At 62.0% G+C, this 15,095-nt stretch carries 11 protein-coding genes; 8 read left to right on the top strand and 3 right to left on the bottom strand.

All coding sequences use genetic code 11. The features are described from left to right. Positions 1 to 19: 19 nt before the first annotated feature. Complete coding sequence (locus R5R33_RS11010) at positions 20 to 1,894, bottom strand: winged helix-turn-helix domain-containing tetratricopeptide repeat protein (protein WP_318952749.1); 1,875 nt, start codon at positions 1,892 to 1,894, stop codon at positions 20 to 22. Between the two features lie 228 nt (positions 1,895 to 2,122). Between R5R33_RS11010 and R5R33_RS11005 the strand changes: the two genes are divergently transcribed. From R5R33_RS11005 to R5R33_RS10990, 4 genes are all read left to right on the top strand, one after another. Next, the gene (locus R5R33_RS11005; protein ID WP_318952748.1) at positions 2,123 to 2,461 is read left to right on the top strand and encodes a DUF4242 domain-containing protein; all 339 of its coding nucleotides are present in this window, start codon (positions 2,123 to 2,125) and stop codon (positions 2,459 to 2,461) included. Between the two features lie 146 nt (positions 2,462 to 2,607). After that, complete coding sequence (locus R5R33_RS11000; RefSeq protein WP_318955725.1) at positions 2,608 to 3,594, top strand: serine/threonine protein kinase; 987 nt, start codon at positions 2,608 to 2,610, stop codon at positions 3,592 to 3,594. Positions 3,595 to 3,644: 50 nt separating this feature from the next. Continuing rightward, positions 3,645 to 4,463 carry a serine O-acetyltransferase gene (gene cysE, locus R5R33_RS10995; protein ID WP_318952747.1) on the top strand — a complete coding sequence of 273 codons (819 nt, stop codon included), beginning with the start codon at positions 3,645 to 3,647 and terminating at the stop codon, positions 4,461 to 4,463. Positions 4,464 to 4,525: 62 nt separating this feature from the next. Continuing rightward, positions 4,526 to 5,386 carry a GNAT family N-acetyltransferase gene (locus R5R33_RS10990; RefSeq protein ID WP_318952746.1) on the top strand — a complete coding sequence of 287 codons (861 nt, stop codon included), beginning with the start codon at positions 4,526 to 4,528 and terminating at the stop codon, positions 5,384 to 5,386. Positions 5,387 to 5,419: 33 nt separating this feature from the next. On the opposite strand, the gene epmA is transcribed toward R5R33_RS10990, so the two are convergent. Both epmA and efp read right to left on the bottom strand, forming a co-directional pair. Beyond that, positions 5,420 to 6,376 (bottom strand): EF-P lysine aminoacylase EpmA, encoded by a 957-nt coding sequence (epmA, locus tag R5R33_RS10985; RefSeq protein WP_318952745.1) that lies wholly within the window; start codon positions 6,374 to 6,376, stop codon positions 5,420 to 5,422. A gap of 224 nt (positions 6,377 to 6,600) precedes the next feature. Continuing rightward, on the bottom strand, positions 6,601 to 7,173 hold the full coding sequence (gene efp / locus R5R33_RS10980; protein ID WP_318952744.1) for an elongation factor P: 573 nt from the start codon (positions 7,171 to 7,173) through the stop codon (positions 6,601 to 6,603). A 130-nt stretch (positions 7,174 to 7,303) separates the two neighbouring features. On the opposite strand from efp, the gene epmB reads away from it, so the two are divergent. From epmB to R5R33_RS10960, 4 genes are all read left to right on the top strand, one after another. Next, entirely contained in the window at positions 7,304 to 8,353 is a 1,050-nt protein-coding gene (epmB, locus tag R5R33_RS10975) for an EF-P beta-lysylation protein EpmB (RefSeq protein ID WP_318952743.1), read from the top strand. Positions 8,354 to 8,537: 184 nt separating this feature from the next. Then, the gene (locus R5R33_RS10970; protein ID WP_318952742.1) at positions 8,538 to 10,460 is read left to right on the top strand and encodes a hypothetical protein; all 1,923 of its coding nucleotides are present in this window, start codon (positions 8,538 to 8,540) and stop codon (positions 10,458 to 10,460) included. Between the two features lie 240 nt (positions 10,461 to 10,700). Continuing rightward, a complete protein-coding gene (locus tag R5R33_RS10965) occupies positions 10,701 to 12,785 on the top strand; it encodes an EAL domain-containing response regulator (RefSeq protein ID WP_318952741.1) in 2,085 nt (694 codons plus the stop codon). A gap of 131 nt (positions 12,786 to 12,916) precedes the next feature. Further along, positions 12,917 to 14,944: a M1 family metallopeptidase gene (locus R5R33_RS10960; protein ID WP_318952740.1), complete on the top strand. Its 2,028-nt coding sequence runs from the start codon at positions 12,917 to 12,919 to the stop codon at positions 14,942 to 14,944. The last annotated feature ends 151 nt before the right edge of the window (positions 14,945 to 15,095 follow it).

Raw genomic sequence — 15,095 nt, 5'->3', positions numbered from 1 at the left:
CTGTGTAATGCCAGCCTGGCTAAGGCTTCGGCAGCACCTGTCGGGCAAGCTGCGCATAGTCTTGCGTGGTGCGAAACGCCGCCAGCTGCGGATCCACATTGAGGAACACCAGTGAATGTGAGCGCTGGTTCCTCGCGCGCTGCAGCCAGCGATCCACCTCGGCCAAATCTCCCAAAGCGAGATAGGCTTTGGCCATTTCGTAAGACGGCAGATACCCACCGGAGAGTTCGAGTTCCGCCAGCTGGTCGCGGGCTTCCTGTTCATCCCCCGCCAGCGCCAGTGTCCGCGCCAGCGAGGCCACGCCGATGGCACTGCCGCCGGAGCGCGCTACATTTTCCCGCAGGGAATCCACAGCGCCGGAGAGGTCACCCATGTCTTCGAGCGTCCAGCCTCGCCACAGGTAAATGAGTTCGAAATCCGGATCCAGCTCCTGCGCCAGCGCCAGCTGTTCCATTGCTGCCTGGTGAGACCCCGCGTGATACAGCACCCAGCCCAGGGCGGCATTGGCAATCAGTGACAGCGGGTCCAGCTCGGTGGCCCTGCGCATCTCCCGCTCCGCTTCCGCAAACCGCCCCGCCGCCACCAGCAGGTTCGCGTACCACTGATGCGCCTTGGAGGAGTCCGGCTTGAACGCGATCGCCTGCAGGAAGCGCGCTTCCGCCTCCGCCAGATCCCAGTCGTAATACAGCGCCACATAACCGAGATTGGCCTCCGCCGAGGCATTGACCGGGTCCAGCTGCAGGGTGCGGCGGGCGGCGCCGCGGGCGCGGGTAAACGCCTCGGATGGCGGCAGGTAATCGTAGAAACCCAGTACCGCGAGAGCGTCCGCAAGCCCTGCCCAGGCCGGTGCGTACTCCGGGGCGAGCGCAATGGCCTGCTCGAAACAATCCACCGCCGCATGCAGATCGCGTTCCGAACGCTGGTGCCAGTAGAAACGCCCCTTGAGATAGTTGTCGTAAGCGGCGGGAGGAATCCGGTCCGGCTGCAAGTTGGCCTCCACGCCACTCTGCAATTCACCGGCCAGTGCACTGGCAATCTCCAGCGCGATCTCCTCCTGCACCGAGAAGATATCCGTCAGCTCCCGCTGGTAGCTGCGCGACCACAGTTGATAACCATTGCCGGTGTCGATGAGCCGCACATTGATGCGCAGCTGTTCTTCATCCCTGCGCACGCTGCCCTCGACCAGCGCATCGGAATTCAGCTTCTCACCGATGCTGCGCGCATCGAGACCGGACTGCTGCAGGGCAAAGGAGGAGGTTCTGGAAACGACATGTAATCCGGGAAAACCGGACAGGCGATTGAGTATGTCGTCGGCGAGACCGTCGCTGAAATAATCCCGCTGGTAGTCATCACTGGCGTTCACAAAGGGCAGCACGGCGACGGAATTGAAGTGCCGGTCCGCACTACTCGGAGCAACAAAATAAGGTGACAGCAAATAACCCAACACAGCCAGCAGCATCAGCGCGCCCACAGCGACCGCGGGACGCACAAAGTGACGCGAAACTCCCGTTTCGATGCGCGCGGATTGCTGCTCGGCAGTCGGCTTGACACTCTGCTCGATACCCGGCTCTGCTCCCTGCACAACCACCGGAGCGATAAATCGATAGCCCTGCCTGGGTATGGTTTCCACAAAGCGCGAGCTGCGCGCCGAATCATTGAGGGCCTGGCGCAGTTTCCGCACCAGGGTATTGAGGTTGTCATCGAGGATGCCGGTGGCGTCATCCGGCCAGAACTCACGGTAAATCCGTTCCCGGGTCACCAGCGCCCCTGGCTCCGCCAGCAGCAGGGACAACAGGCGCAGTGGTTGCTCCTGGATCGCCACCTTCTTGCCACGACGCAGCAGACGGTTTTTTTTATTGTCGAGTTCGAACTCGCCGAAACACAGTGTCGTCATATGCCGCCCCGAATCCGGTCTGCTGCCGTTTCCGCACAGTGTGAGCAGTTCATTTCTACTGCTAACGCCTTGATTTAACGGCAATCACCAGTTCAGGTAAAGGTCAGGAGGGAATTCATTGTGAGCGCGACCAGTGGCTGCTTGGATAACGGGCAGACCTCATACAGCAATCGAGGTTGTTCACCGAGCTGTTATCCAATGAAAATTTTCCCCACAGGAGATACTCCCATGCGTTACTCACTGATTGCATTTGCCTTACTGATTGCCAGCGCCACCGCGTTTTCCGCCGACAGCCACCAGTACATCATCGAACGCACCATTCCCGGCGCGCAGAACCTCACCCAGGACGAACTCAAATCCATCTCGCAGAAGTCCCGCGCGGTGTTGGAAACACTGGGGCCGGATATCAAATGGCAGCAGAGCTACGTCGCCGAAGACAAGTTTTATTGCGTGTATCAGGCCCCCAACAAGGAGATCATTGCCAAGCATGCCAAGCTGGGCGGATTCCCCGCGGACAAGATCGTCGAGGTCAGCGGCATCATCGGCCCGCAAACTGCCTCGGAATAAGCTGCGGGAATAAACCGGCGTCTCGCCCCGGGGCACACCGTGCTCCGGGGAAGTGATGGTGTTGGTGGTATCCGCCAACCGCGTTAGCATAGCGCCCCAATTTGTATGAGCTTCCCGAGGCTCACCGGAGCGCCGCCATGACCGACATGACCGAAATGTCACACCCCTACGATGCGCTCACCCCGGACCGGGTGATCGACTGCGTTGAAAGCGTCGGCCTCCTCTCCGACGCGCGCATTTTTCCACTCAACAGTTACGAGAACCGCGTCTACCAGGTGGGAATCGACGAGGCGCAGCCTCTGATTGCCAAGTTCTACCGCCCGGGGCGCTGGACCGACGCGCAGATTCTAGAAGAACACAGCTTCGCGCAGGAGCTGGCAGAGGCGGAGATTCCCGTGGTGGCACCGCTGGAATACAACGGCCGCACCCTGCATGAAGCCCATGGCTTCCGCTTTGCGCTGTTTCCGCGCCGCGGCGGGCACCAGCTGGAACTGGATAACTTTGACCACCTGGAACAGGTGGGCACCATGCTCGGGCGCATCCACGCCCTCGGCGCGGCCAAGCCATTCGACCATCGCCCGTCGCTGTCACTGCAACACTTTGCCCGCGACAGTCGCGCGTTCATTCTCGCCGGTGATTTCCTGCCGCGGGAAAATCGCGAAGCCTACGAGACCACCACCGCGCACATCATCGAACGCATTGCGCCGCTGTTCGAGCGCGAGTGGACCACCCTGCGTCTGCACGGCGACTGCCACAGCGGCAACTTCCTGTGGCGCGACGACACGCCCTGGTTTGTGGATCTGGACGACTGCCTGCAGGGCCCGGCGATCCAGGATATCTGGATGCTGATTTCCGGCAATCGCGCCGAGCAAACCGCCTACCTCGACGCGGTGGTGGAGGGTTACGAAACCTTCTACGCTTTCGATCCACAGCAGCTACAGTTGATCGAGCCGCTGCGCTGCCTACGCCAGATGCACCACGCGGCATGGCTGGCGAGGCGCTGGCAGGACCCGGCGTTTCCACGCGCCTTCCCCTGGTTCAATACCGCGCGTTACTGGGCGGAACATATACTCGCACTGCGCGAGCAGCTGTCGGCACTGCAGGAGCCGCCGCTCACCCTCGGTGCGGTATAACCGTAGCGGTGTAACAGGTGCCATGTAACAAGTAAAAGGAGCTGTTCAGAATGGAAATTCTCATGCCTGCGGTAGCGCAGGACCAACTGTGGCAGCAGATCCGCCAGGATGTGGCGGTGCAGGTGGAGCGGGAGCCGATTCTGGCGAGCTTTCTGCATGCCACCATTCTCAACCACGGGACCCTCGAGTCGGCGCTGAGCTTCCACCTCGCCAACAAGCTCGACAGCCCGGTTGCGCCAGCGCTACTGATCCGCGAGGTGATCGACGAGGCACTGGAAGCGGACCCCAGCATTGGCCTGGCAGCGCGCGCGGACCTCGCCGCCATCGAACAGCGCGACAGCGCGTGCCAGTCGCTGTACGAGCCCTTCCTGTTTTTCAAAGGCTTCCACGCCCTGCAGGCCTGGCGCGTGGCGCACTGGCTGTGGCAACAACAGCGCCGTTCGCTGTCACTGTTCGTGCAGCACCGTATCTCGGTGGTGTTCGGGGTGGATATTCACCCGGCGGCGCAACTGGGCCAGGGGATTCTGCTGGATCACGCCACCGGCATCGTCATCGGCGAAACCGCGGTGGTGGAAGACAACGTCTCGATCATGCAATCGGTAACCCTGGGCGGTACCGGCAAGGAGTCCGGCGACCGCCACCCGAAGGTGCGCTGTGGCGTACTGATCGGCGCCGGCAGCAAGATCCTGGGCAATATAGAGATCGGCCGCTGCTCGCAGATTGCCTCGGGCAGTGTGGTGTTGAAAGCAGTGCCGGAGAAAGCCCTGGTGGCCGGGGTACCGGCGAAGGTGATCGGCACCGCCAGCTGCGAGCAGCCGGCGCTGTCGATGGACCAGTGCGCGCTGTCGCAGGTGGATCAATTGGGCTGATTCTGCTGTCACAGGTTGCGAACAATGATACGCCCAACAACCGGCAAGACTATCCTGTAACCATGAAATACAGTCTCAGCGCCAAGAATCTCGTGTGCCGTAACCTGGAAAACAAAGCCGGGTACTGCGCCGATCTGCTCAACCCGCAACAGAGCAAGGAAATCACCGGTCTGCTGCGCACCGACAGCGGCCTGCTCTCCACCCGTTTCAACCAGGTGGTCAGCAATGCGGTGATGCAGCCGCGCATCCTGCAGCGATTTGTGGTGGATTATTTCGCCGAACGCCACAGCCCCTTCTCCCTGTGGCACTGCGCCAACAAACCGCTGGACGACGAGGCGCTGGCGGAGTTGCAACTGGTCCGGCAGGCGCCGGTGATTGCGATGGCGGCGGAAGTGAAGCAGCTCGCCACCGATGAGAAATCGCTGGAGGGGCTGGAGATCAAGGCGGTGCACAACGCCGACGACCTGCTGGCCTACGGCGAGCTGATCGCGGAAATGCAGAACTGCCCGCGGGAAACCGCCCAGATCAAGAAATTCTACCGTCAGCTCGCCGAGTTGCCGGAACACAAGCACAGCCGCCTCAAGTACTTCCTCGGTACATTTCAGGGCAAACCTGCCGCCACCGGCTGCCTGTTTTCGTCCGCCGACGCCCTCGGCTTCTATGACCTCGGCACCCTGCCCGAATACCGCGACCGCGGAATCGGCAGCACCATGGTGCAGCACCTGGTCAACGAAGTGCTGCGCAGTCACCACAAACACGCGGTGGCACTGGTGGGAGAGGACCAGCAGGATGTATGGCTGAACGTCGGCTTCTACGCCGTCGGCGAAGTGGCCCGCTATGACTTTACCCCCGAACGCGGCAGTGCCCACATCGTCAGCGACGCGGAAAACAGCCCCCTCGACGACGATCGCCAGAGCGCCTGATTCCCGCGTACCCGGACAGCACCTATCGGGACATCACGCCCGCTCGATCGGAAACGCAATCACCTCATCGATGCGGCCTGCACCGCAGGCCAGCATCAGCAGACGGTCAAACCCCAGCGCCACTCCCGCACAATCCGGCAGCCCCGCTTCCAGTGCCTGTACCAGGCGATCCTCGAACGGATACACCGGCTTGCCGTTATCTTCGCGGTAGCGGTGGTCCGCCTCGAAGCGCCGCTGCTGCTCCGGCGCATCTGTCAGCTCCCAGTAACCGTTCGCCAGCTCCATGCCCTTCACATAAGCCTCAAACCGCCGCGCCACCGGCACCCCCAGTTCATCCTCCTCCACCCGCGCCAGCGCCGCCTGGGTCGCCGGGAAGTCGTACACCAGCGTGATCCCGTCACCCATATTCGGCTCGATGTGATGGCTCATCAGCAGATCCAGACACTCATCCCGCCCCGCGGGCTCAAACGACAACTCCAGCACCCGCGCCACCTCCGCGCGCAGCTCCTCGAACGATGCCCGGTGCGGATCTACCCCGATATGCTGCAGAAACAGCGCGCGGTAACTATAGGAGTACACCTTCGGGATTTTCAGCACCCACGACAGCAACTCCCCAACCTCGATCATCAGACGATGGTCATCCCAGCCCACCCGGTACCACTCCAGCATCGAGAACTCAGGATTGTGGCGACCACCGGCCTCACCGTTACGAAACGCCTTGCCGAGGTAGTAACAGTCACCGATACCCGCTGCCACCAGGCGCTTCAGCCCGAACTCCGGACTGGTCGCCATATATGCCACCTCGCCACTGCAATTCGCGGTGATCGAATCGATGTGCGGATCGCTGGTGGCACGACGGGAGAGGATGGGCACATCCATCTCCAGCACCTGGCGCTCGCTGAAAAAGCGACGGATATCGGCCAGCAGCGCTGCGCGGCGACGGAGATTGTCGAGAGAGGCAGTGGGCTGCCAGGAGGAAATTTCGGGCATGCAAAAAAAATCCAAAAAACTGGATGCGGATTCAGTTTAGTTTCCGAAAGGCACAGAAATCAGAATTGAAGGCGAGGCGCCGGGGATGGGTTTTCAGGAGCGTCGCAAACAGGATGTTTGCGCCGCAGCGCCCAGGGATGGGTTCACAGCGGTCCTGAAAACCCATCCCCGGTGGCTCGCCGCTACCGCACCAAAAGAATGGCGAAAATGGCAGCGAGCAAAGATCAGTCTTCCTTGGCGCGACCCAGGTATTCCGCAGAGCGGGTATCCACCTTGATGGAATCGCCGATCTCCAGGAACAGCGGCACTTTTACCACCGCACCGGTCACCAGGGTCGCCGGCTTGGTGCCGCCCTGAGCGGTATCACCGCGCACGCCCGGATCGGTTTCCGCGATTTCCAGAATCACGTGGTTGGGCGGAGTCACCGCCAGTGGCGAGCCGTTGTACAGGGTCACGGTGCAGATATCCTGCTCCTTCAGCCACTTCGCCGCATCGCCTACGGTACTGACATCCGCCTGATGCTGTTCGAAAGACTCCGGCTCCATGAAATGGTAGAACTCGCCATCGTTGTAGAGGTATTCCATCTCGCGGTCCATCACGTCCGCGGACTCCAGGCTCTCACCAGAGCGGAAAGTACGCTCCCACACGCGACCGGTCTTCAGGTTGCGCAGCTTCACACGGTTGAAGGCCTGGCCCTTGCCGGGCTTCACGAACTCATTCTCCACAATGGAGCAGGGGTCGCCGTCCAACATCACCTTCAGACCGCCTTTGAATTCGTTAGTGGAATAACTAGCCATGGGTTCCTCGAAATATCAGCATTCTGCCGTCAGATTGATTAAACTTCGCGCGCCCCACACCGGGTCAGACCAGTAAAGATACCCGTCAAAAAAGCAGTACCGCCGCCGACCGCGCCAAAAATAGCCGCCTATGATACAGCACGCCCAGCCCACCCGTGAAATTAGCAGCATCGAAATCACCGCCAGTGGCGGCGAATCGTTGCCCGCGCGCCGCTGGCAGGACGAAATGGCCGATCTGGTCACCGACCCGCGGGAACTGCTTGAACTGTTGCAACTGGCCCCGGAGCAACTGCCACAACTCAGCGCCGCCGCCGAGCTGTTCCAGCTGCGGGTACCGCGCCCGCTGCTGCGCCGTATCCAGCCCGGCAACCCGCGCGACCCGCTGCTACTGCAAGTATTGCCCACCGCTGCCGAACTGCAGCCCACCCCCGGTTTCAGCGACGACCCGCTGGAAGAGGCCAATGCCAACCCGGTACCGGGTGTAGTGCACAAATACCGCGGCCGCCTGCTGCTGATCGCCGCCGGCCAGTGCGCCGTCAACTGCCGCTACTGCTTCCGCCGCGCCTTTCCCTACAGCGACAACCACCTGAACCGCAACCAGTGGCAGCAGGCGCTGGACTATATCCGCGAACAGGCGGACCTGCGCGAAGTGATCCTCAGTGGTGGCGATCCGCTGGTAATGAACGATCGCCAGCTTGCCTGGCTCGCCGGCGAGCTGGCGCAGATCCCGCAGCTCGACAAGCTGCGCATCCACACCCGCTTGCCCATCGTGGCGCCGTCCCGGGTCAACGAAGAATTTCTCGCCTGGTTCGCCGGCAGTCGTCTCAAACCGGTACTGGTACTGCACTGCAACCACGCCAATGAGATCGACGGCGAGGTGCGCGCGGCGCTCGGCAAACTCAGGGCCGCCGGAGTCACCCTGCTCAACCAGTCCGTATTGTTGAAGGACGTGAACGACTGCGAGGATGCGCTGGCGGAGCTGTCGGAAACCCTGTTCGACGCCGGCGTGCTGCCCTACTACCTGCACCAGCTGGACCGGGTGCAGGGAGCGGCGCATTTCGAAGTGAGTGACGAGCGCGCGCTTGCCCTGGTGGAAGCCATGCGCCAGCGCCTGCCCGGCTATCTGGTGCCAAAGCTGGTGCGCGAGATCCCGGCGGAAAAATCCAAGACCCCACTGTAACGGGCAGCCACACGCCAATCAGCAAAAAAGGGCTAGCCCAAAAGAGCTAATTGGCGCCCGCTTCACGAATCTTCAAACCTTTTTTTGGCATTAAATACGCATTTTCGTCGCAATATACCTCTGACACATTTGTGTATATCCGGGCGCCTTTTATACTGCAGGCACATAACACCCGGTTATTCCCATGCAGGATGCAGCAGAACTAGAAATCGGGCATCGCGCCCATCCCGGCAGTGACGCCTCGGGAACTTCAGAGACCAACATCGACGATCGAGCCAGAGCCGACAGCACCGGAATCGACACCGATCCGGACAGCGTCGCTGCTGCGCACGTTTCGCGCACCGATCAACCCGCCCAGTCCGTCGGCGGCAAAGCCGCGCGTGCGCCCAGCGCCCAGGAAAAACTCGCCACCGGCCCCCGCGACCTGACAGCGCTCACCTGCGGCTGCCGCAACCACCGCCAGCTAAGGCGCTGGATTGACAGCCTCCTGCAGCAAAACCCTATCGACGGCAAAGCCCAGCGCAATGCCGGCACACTACGCAGCCTGCTGGCGGAAATAACCCGCTGGAACGCGCCAGCGCGCCTGCGCCTGGCGAGCCTCGAGGTATTGCGCCCGATCGTGGCCGCCCACTGCGATGCCTTGACGCGGGCCACTGCCGACAGCGGCGGCTCCGGACCACACCCCCAGGAGCAGCGCCGCGACCTGCTCATCGCCGCGATCCTGTTTCAACACCAGGCGCTGGCCTACACCAGTGTTTGCCTGCAATTGGTATCGGAAGAGCCGCACACACTGTTTTTCCGCCGGCACCTGGCTCGCGCACTGCACCGTGGTATCGACAGTTACCGCAGCCTGGTGCAGATCAGCAGCCACTTCTATCTCGCCACCCCCAAAAGCGGCTGGAGCCGTATGCAGCAGCTGGTGCAGCTGGCCCGCGAGCAGCAGTTGGACCAGCGCAGGGTTTTGGACCCGCTGGCGCGCACCCGGGCCAGCGCCAACCGCTTTACCCGCGGGGAAAAGGTCATCCAGCCCTACCTGCAGTCCGCGCTGTTCGCCAGTGCGAACCCCCTGCAACTCACGGTTGAAGACCAGCGCCAGCTGTGGTCCTGCTGTGCGCGCTGGGCCTCGGGCGCGAGACTGCAGGATCAGATCAACCCTGCGGTCCGGAGCCTACTGGCGAACCTGAGGCTCGACCAGGCGCCCATTCCCGCCGTGCGCCTGCAACACACCCGGGTGGACCTGAAACATTTCACCGCGCCATTCGGCTGGTCCATCGACCTGACTGCCCCCCTGCGACAGCTGCAGCGACGCCTGCGACGACCCGGCAAGCTGTCGCCGGACTTGTTGAGCCGGGTGCAGGGCCTGTGGGCGGGGGAAAAAGGCCGCAGTGACCAGCGCACCCCGGTGGATATCCGCTGCGAGGTGATCCTCGGCATCAGCGCTATCTGCCACCACCTGAAACAGGGCGACGAAGTGGCCCCGGAGTTGGTTGCAGCTTTCGATACCCGGGACAGTGCGTCCCGCAGCAAAAACCTGGTGATGGAGGTGGGCTCGATCGACTTCCACACCGGTCGCGCGCTCAAAGACTACGAGGTGTCGGTCCCGGATGCGTATTCCAGCGCACTGCCCAGCGCCCCCTCCACCGCGCGCCAGACCGATAACGCGCGCGTACAGAAGCGCTACCAGCCAATCCCCGCGACCTTGCTCAATACCAGTGACAACGGTGCTGGCCTGCGGTTGCCACCGGACATCCAGGGACGCCTGCACAGTGGCGACCTTATCGCCGTGCAGGTAAAGGAGCGCTGGGAAGTGGCGCTGGTGCGCTGGCATTACGGACTGCCGGACCAGTGCCGCGTGGGCGTGGAACTTCTCGGCGGCTACACCAGTGCGGTGCGGGTACACCGGTACACTAAAGACGGGCGCCGCACCGGCCCGATGGCAGGGCTGCTCACCGGCAACGCGGGATTGCCCCCGGAGCTGGTACTGCCCACCCCGCTGTTCCAGAGCGGCGACAGCGTGGACATTGTCGCCGCCGGCCAGACCCGCAACGTCACCCTGCATCAGCGCAGTATGACTACCGGCAGCATCGCGATTTTTGAGTTTTCCTGAAGGGCGGACGCAACGGGCCCGCCAGCGGTTTTTTGTGCGGAATTGGGGAACCGTATCTCAGACTGTATTCCCCACACTTGTGCCCGCGGCCCGCGGCAGACACACTACCGGGTTCGCGGCTGATCGCAGGAGCACCTGGGCCGCCCTGCGCGATAGATTCCCGACAGATCCCAGGTACGGCATGGAAGCGGTATTAAACAAACAGACAGCACCGCCGCAACGCAGTACAACAGGAATACAATGAGCAGCGACAACACCATCCGCCTTCTTCTGATCAACGACAACCCGGCCGAAGCACAGCGCCTGGTGAGCATGCTGCAAAACGCCGGCCGCCCCAACCGGGCCCAGCACGTGGCGAGCGAGGCGGCCCTCACCAAACTCCTGCAGGAACACACCTGGGACCTGCTGATCGCGACCGAGCTGAGCAAACAGGTAGCGGCAGCCAACGCCATTCGCACCATCAGCAAACTGCAGAAGGATGTGCCCACCATTCTGCTGAGTGAGCGCGAGGGTTCACAGCCGGCGGTGGAAGGACTCAAGATCGGCGCCCGCGACGTGGTCACCGTAGATGAAGACCAGCACCTGTTGCTGGTGATCCAGCGCGAACTCACCGCCCTGGAAGAGCGCCGCAAATCGCGCCTCAACGACCGCCGCTACCACGCCACCCTCAAGCGAACCCGCGAGCTCCTCGACAGCTCCAAGGACGCCATCGCCTACGTATCCGACGGCCTGATCGTCTATGCCAACGACTCCTTTGCCGAGCGCTTCGGTTTCAAGGACCGCGACGATGTGGAATACCAGCCGCTGATCGACATGCTCACCGAGGGCGAGCAGCCGGATGCCCGCGAGTTCCTGCGCCAGTGCGCCATCAGCAACAACGAAGTGGAAGCCCGCGAGTGGCGGTTTACCGCGCGCACGGTCAGTGGCACACCATTGCCCACACGCGCCGAAGTGCTCTCCACCGTGTATGAGGAAGAGCGCTGCCTGCAGGTGCGCATTGCCGCCAGCAGCGGCAACACCGAGGAGCTGGAAGCCCAGCTCAGCGAAGCCAAATTCCGCGATGCCGCCACCGGCCTGTACAACCGCCAGCGCTTTGTACAACTGCTGGACAATGCCATCCAGTCCGCCGCCGGCTCCCAGCGCACCGGTGGCCTGATGTATATCGAAATCGACCGTTTCGAGGAGTCCGTTCAGCAGATTGTCGGCGTCGCCGGTGCCGACGACCTGCACAAGAAATTTGCCGAACTGCTGCAGTCCAGTATGCGCCGCGGTGACGTCACCGCCCGCTACGGCGAGCAGAGCTACTGCCTGTTGATGCCGGAAACCACCCCGGACAGTGCCGAGTCCCGCGCCAGGGAATTACTGCAGAAAGTCGCCGACACCATTTTTGAAGCCGCCGGCAAAACCCTGCACATCACCGCCTCCACCGGTATCTCCCTGCTGAGCGAAACCTCCGGCAACGCCGACAAGGTATTGGAACAGGCCACCAAGGCCCACAGCCAGGCCGTGACTAAGGACAACGGCAACACCTTCGCCCTGTTCGAGCCCGACAGCGAAACCCAGGGCGACACCGATACCTACCACCGCGCGCGCGTCACCCAGGCGCTGGAAGCCGGCAACCTCAAACTGCTGTTCCAACCGATTTTGAGCCTGCAGGGCAGCGGCGAAAAAATTTACGAAGTGCTGGTACGCCTAGTCGACGGCAAGGAGCAACTCGCCCCAATGGCCTTCCTCGAGGCCCTCGGCGACGCCGGCCTGTCCAGCAAAATGGACCGCTGGGTAATCCTCGCCGCAATGAAAGCCGCCGCCGCGCAGACCGCCAAAGGCCAGGACGTCTCCCTGCTGCTGCACCTCACCGGCGCCTCACTGAAAGACCCCAGCCTCCCCGCCTGGCTCGGCGTCGCCTTCAAGGCCTCCAAGGTGGCGCCCAAAGTCGTCACCTTCCAGCTGCGTGCCGAAGACATCAACAGCAACCTGCACGCCGCCCGCGACTTCGCCAAACAGATACAGGACATGGGCTGCCGTATCGCCGTGTGCCAGTTCGGCACTGGCTTGAGCCCGTTCAAGGCGCTTGAGCACGTCAAGGTCGACATCGCCAAGATCGACGCCTCGTTTGTGCGCGAAGTACAGGATGAAGGCGAGGACAGCGAGGCCCTGGTCAAGCTGGTCGGACAGCTCAAGGACATCGACACCAAAGTCATCGTCCCCCACGTCGAACAGGCCAGCATGCTGCCCACCCTGTGGCAGTCCGGCACCGACTACATCCAGGGCTACTATGTACAGCCACCGGCGGATGAGATGGACTTTGATTTCAGCCTGGACTGACCGGAGCTAACAAAGCCAAAAACGAAAGGGCAGACGCCGGATTTCCACGTCGCCCTTTCTGTTGGTTATTCTGTGCCGCGACGAATTTACCCAATTCCCAATTCTCACCTACAACAATCACGGAGCCCTGCATGCTGCCCCAATTGTTCAACCCGAGCCTCGGCCGCCTGATCGGCACCGGACTGCTCGCCTGCAGCCTCGCCACCCTCACCGCCTGCAGTAAAAGCGACGATAGCGCCCACCAGAAGCAGATCGAAGAGCGCCCGGCAGCCAGCCAGAATGGCGACCAGATCCCCGACAGCGTCACCGACTACAAACCCGAGAACCTGCAGAAAGACGCACCGCTCGCCTCTGGTGCCGAGCCCAAGTCCGGCGTCGACTACCACTCCTTCGCCAACACCGACGACTACCGCGTCAAGCACCTTGACCTCGACCTCACCGCCGACTTCGACAGCAAGGTTCTCAAGGGTGAGGCCATTCTCGACATCCAGCGCCTCACCCAGAAAAACCCGGCGCTGATCCTCGATACCCGCGATATCGACATCAAAGCCGTGCGCGCCGGTGTCGGCAGCAATCTACAGGATGTGAAGTTCAGCCTCGGCAAAACCGACCCGCACCTCGGCACCCCGCTGAAAATCGAACTGCCCAAGGGCGCCAACAGGGTCGCCATCCAGTACCAGACCTCCCCCGGCGCCTCCGGCGTGCAGTGGCTGGAGCCGCAGCAGACCGCCGGCAAGAAGCACCCCTTCCTGTTCACCCAGGCCCAGGCCATCCACGCGCGCAGCTTTATCCCGCTACAGGACTCACCCCAGGTGCGCATGACCTACAAGGCCACCATCCACACCCCGAAAGATCTGCGTGCGGTAATGAGCGCCAACAACGATCCGGACTCGGAAATGGATGGCGTATTTGAATTCGATATGCCCCAGGCGATTCCGTCCTACCTGATCGCCATCGGCATCGGCAACCTGGACTTCAAGCCCATGGGTGAGCGCACCGGCGTGTACGCCGAGCCCGAGCTGCTGGAAGCGGCCGCCAAGGAGTTCGAAGACACCGAGTCCATGCTGGAGGCCACCGAGGAGAATTTCGGCCCCTACCGCTGGGACCGCTACGACCTGCTGATCCTGCCCCCGAGCTTCCCCTTCGGCGGCATGGAAAACCCGCGCCTCAGCTTCATCACCCCCACCGTGATCGCCGGTGACAAGAGCCTGGTGGCACTGATCGCCCACGAGCTGGCCCACTCCTGGTCCGGCAACCTGGTGACCAACGCCAGCTGGCGCGACCTGTGGCTGAACGAGGGCTTCACCACCTACCTCACCAACCGCATCATGCAGCTGGTGTACGGTGACGACCGCTACCAGATGGAAATGGCACTGGGTTACGACGACCTGAAAGCGGACCTGGACGACCGCGAGGACAAGGACGAGATCATGGCCATCGACATGCGCGGCCGCGATCCGGACGAAGTGTTCTCGAATATTCCCTACGAGAAAGGTTCCCTGTTCCTGTACGAACTGGAACAGAAGGTCGGCCGCGAGAATTTCGACAAGTTCCTGCTCGGCTACTTCAATAACTTCGCCTTCCAGAGCATCACCACGGAAGATTTCCTGAAGTACCTGAACGACACCCTGTTGAAGCAGTACCCGGACAAACTGAGCGCGGAGCGCATCAACCAGTGGGTGTTCGAACCGGGCATTCCGGAAGGGGCCCCGCACCCGCAATCCGATGCGTTTACCAAGATCGACCCGCTGCGCCAGCAGTGGCTGAACGGCGAGATCAAGGCGAGCGACATCGACACCAAGGGCTGGACCTTCCACCAGTGGAAATATTTCCTCGACGGTATGCCGGAAAAACTGAGTGAGGAGCAGCTGAAGGAACTGGACAGCACCTTCAATCTCACCGAGTCCAAAAACAATGAAGTGGCGTTCAGCTGGCTGATGATCGCGGTGCGCAACGACTACGCCCCGGCCAATGCCCGCCTGGAGGAATTTCTGATCGGCATCGGCCGCAACAAGTTCGTGCGCCCGCTGTACCGCGCGATGATGGAAACCGGCAAGGAAGACGAGGCCAAGCGCATTTTCGAGAAAGCCAAGCCCGGCTACCACCCGCTGACCGTCAAGGTGAACAGCAAAATCATTTACGGTGACGACGGCGAGTAACCGCCGCCCCCTTCGCCTTAGCCTTCGCCTCCGTCCACTTCCGCTGCCGCGGAAGCGGCCGGAGGCAAGTCACCGCAAAACTCCCTACTCCTGCCTTTTCTCTCTACCAATCTGGTCCAGATGTTGCTGCAATACGCGCAGCAGAAACTAC

This window comes from Microbulbifer pacificus, from assembly GCF_033723955.1.
Lineage (GTDB): Bacteria > Pseudomonadota > Gammaproteobacteria > Pseudomonadales > Cellvibrionaceae > Microbulbifer > Microbulbifer pacificus.
Note: the sequence above shows the minus strand (reverse complement) of the source record. Positions and strands in the feature narration are given on the sequence as shown.

Coding starts and splice junctions, on each gene's coding strand:
- R5R33_RS11010 (WP_318952749.1), bottom strand. CDS start 1,894: ATGACGACACTGTGTTTCGGCGAGTTCGAACTCGACAATAAAAAAAAC.
- R5R33_RS11005 (WP_318952748.1), top strand. CDS start 2,123: ATGCGTTACTCACTGATTGCATTTGCCTTACTGATTGCCAGCGCCACC.
- R5R33_RS11000 (WP_318955725.1), top strand. CDS start 2,608: ATGACCGAAATGTCACACCCCTACGATGCGCTCACCCCGGACCGGGTG.
- cysE (WP_318952747.1), top strand. CDS start 3,645: ATGGAAATTCTCATGCCTGCGGTAGCGCAGGACCAACTGTGGCAGCAG.
- R5R33_RS10990 (WP_318952746.1), top strand. CDS start 4,526: ATGAAATACAGTCTCAGCGCCAAGAATCTCGTGTGCCGTAACCTGGAA.
- epmA (WP_318952745.1), bottom strand. CDS start 6,376: ATGCCCGAAATTTCCTCCTGGCAGCCCACTGCCTCTCTCGACAATCTC.
- efp (WP_318952744.1), bottom strand. CDS start 7,173: ATGGCTAGTTATTCCACTAACGAATTCAAAGGCGGTCTGAAGGTGATG.
- epmB (WP_318952743.1), top strand. CDS start 7,304: ATGATACAGCACGCCCAGCCCACCCGTGAAATTAGCAGCATCGAAATC.
- R5R33_RS10970 (WP_318952742.1), top strand. CDS start 8,538: ATGCAGGATGCAGCAGAACTAGAAATCGGGCATCGCGCCCATCCCGGC.
- R5R33_RS10965 (WP_318952741.1), top strand. CDS start 10,701: ATGAGCAGCGACAACACCATCCGCCTTCTTCTGATCAACGACAACCCG.
- R5R33_RS10960 (WP_318952740.1), top strand. CDS start 12,917: ATGCTGCCCCAATTGTTCAACCCGAGCCTCGGCCGCCTGATCGGCACC.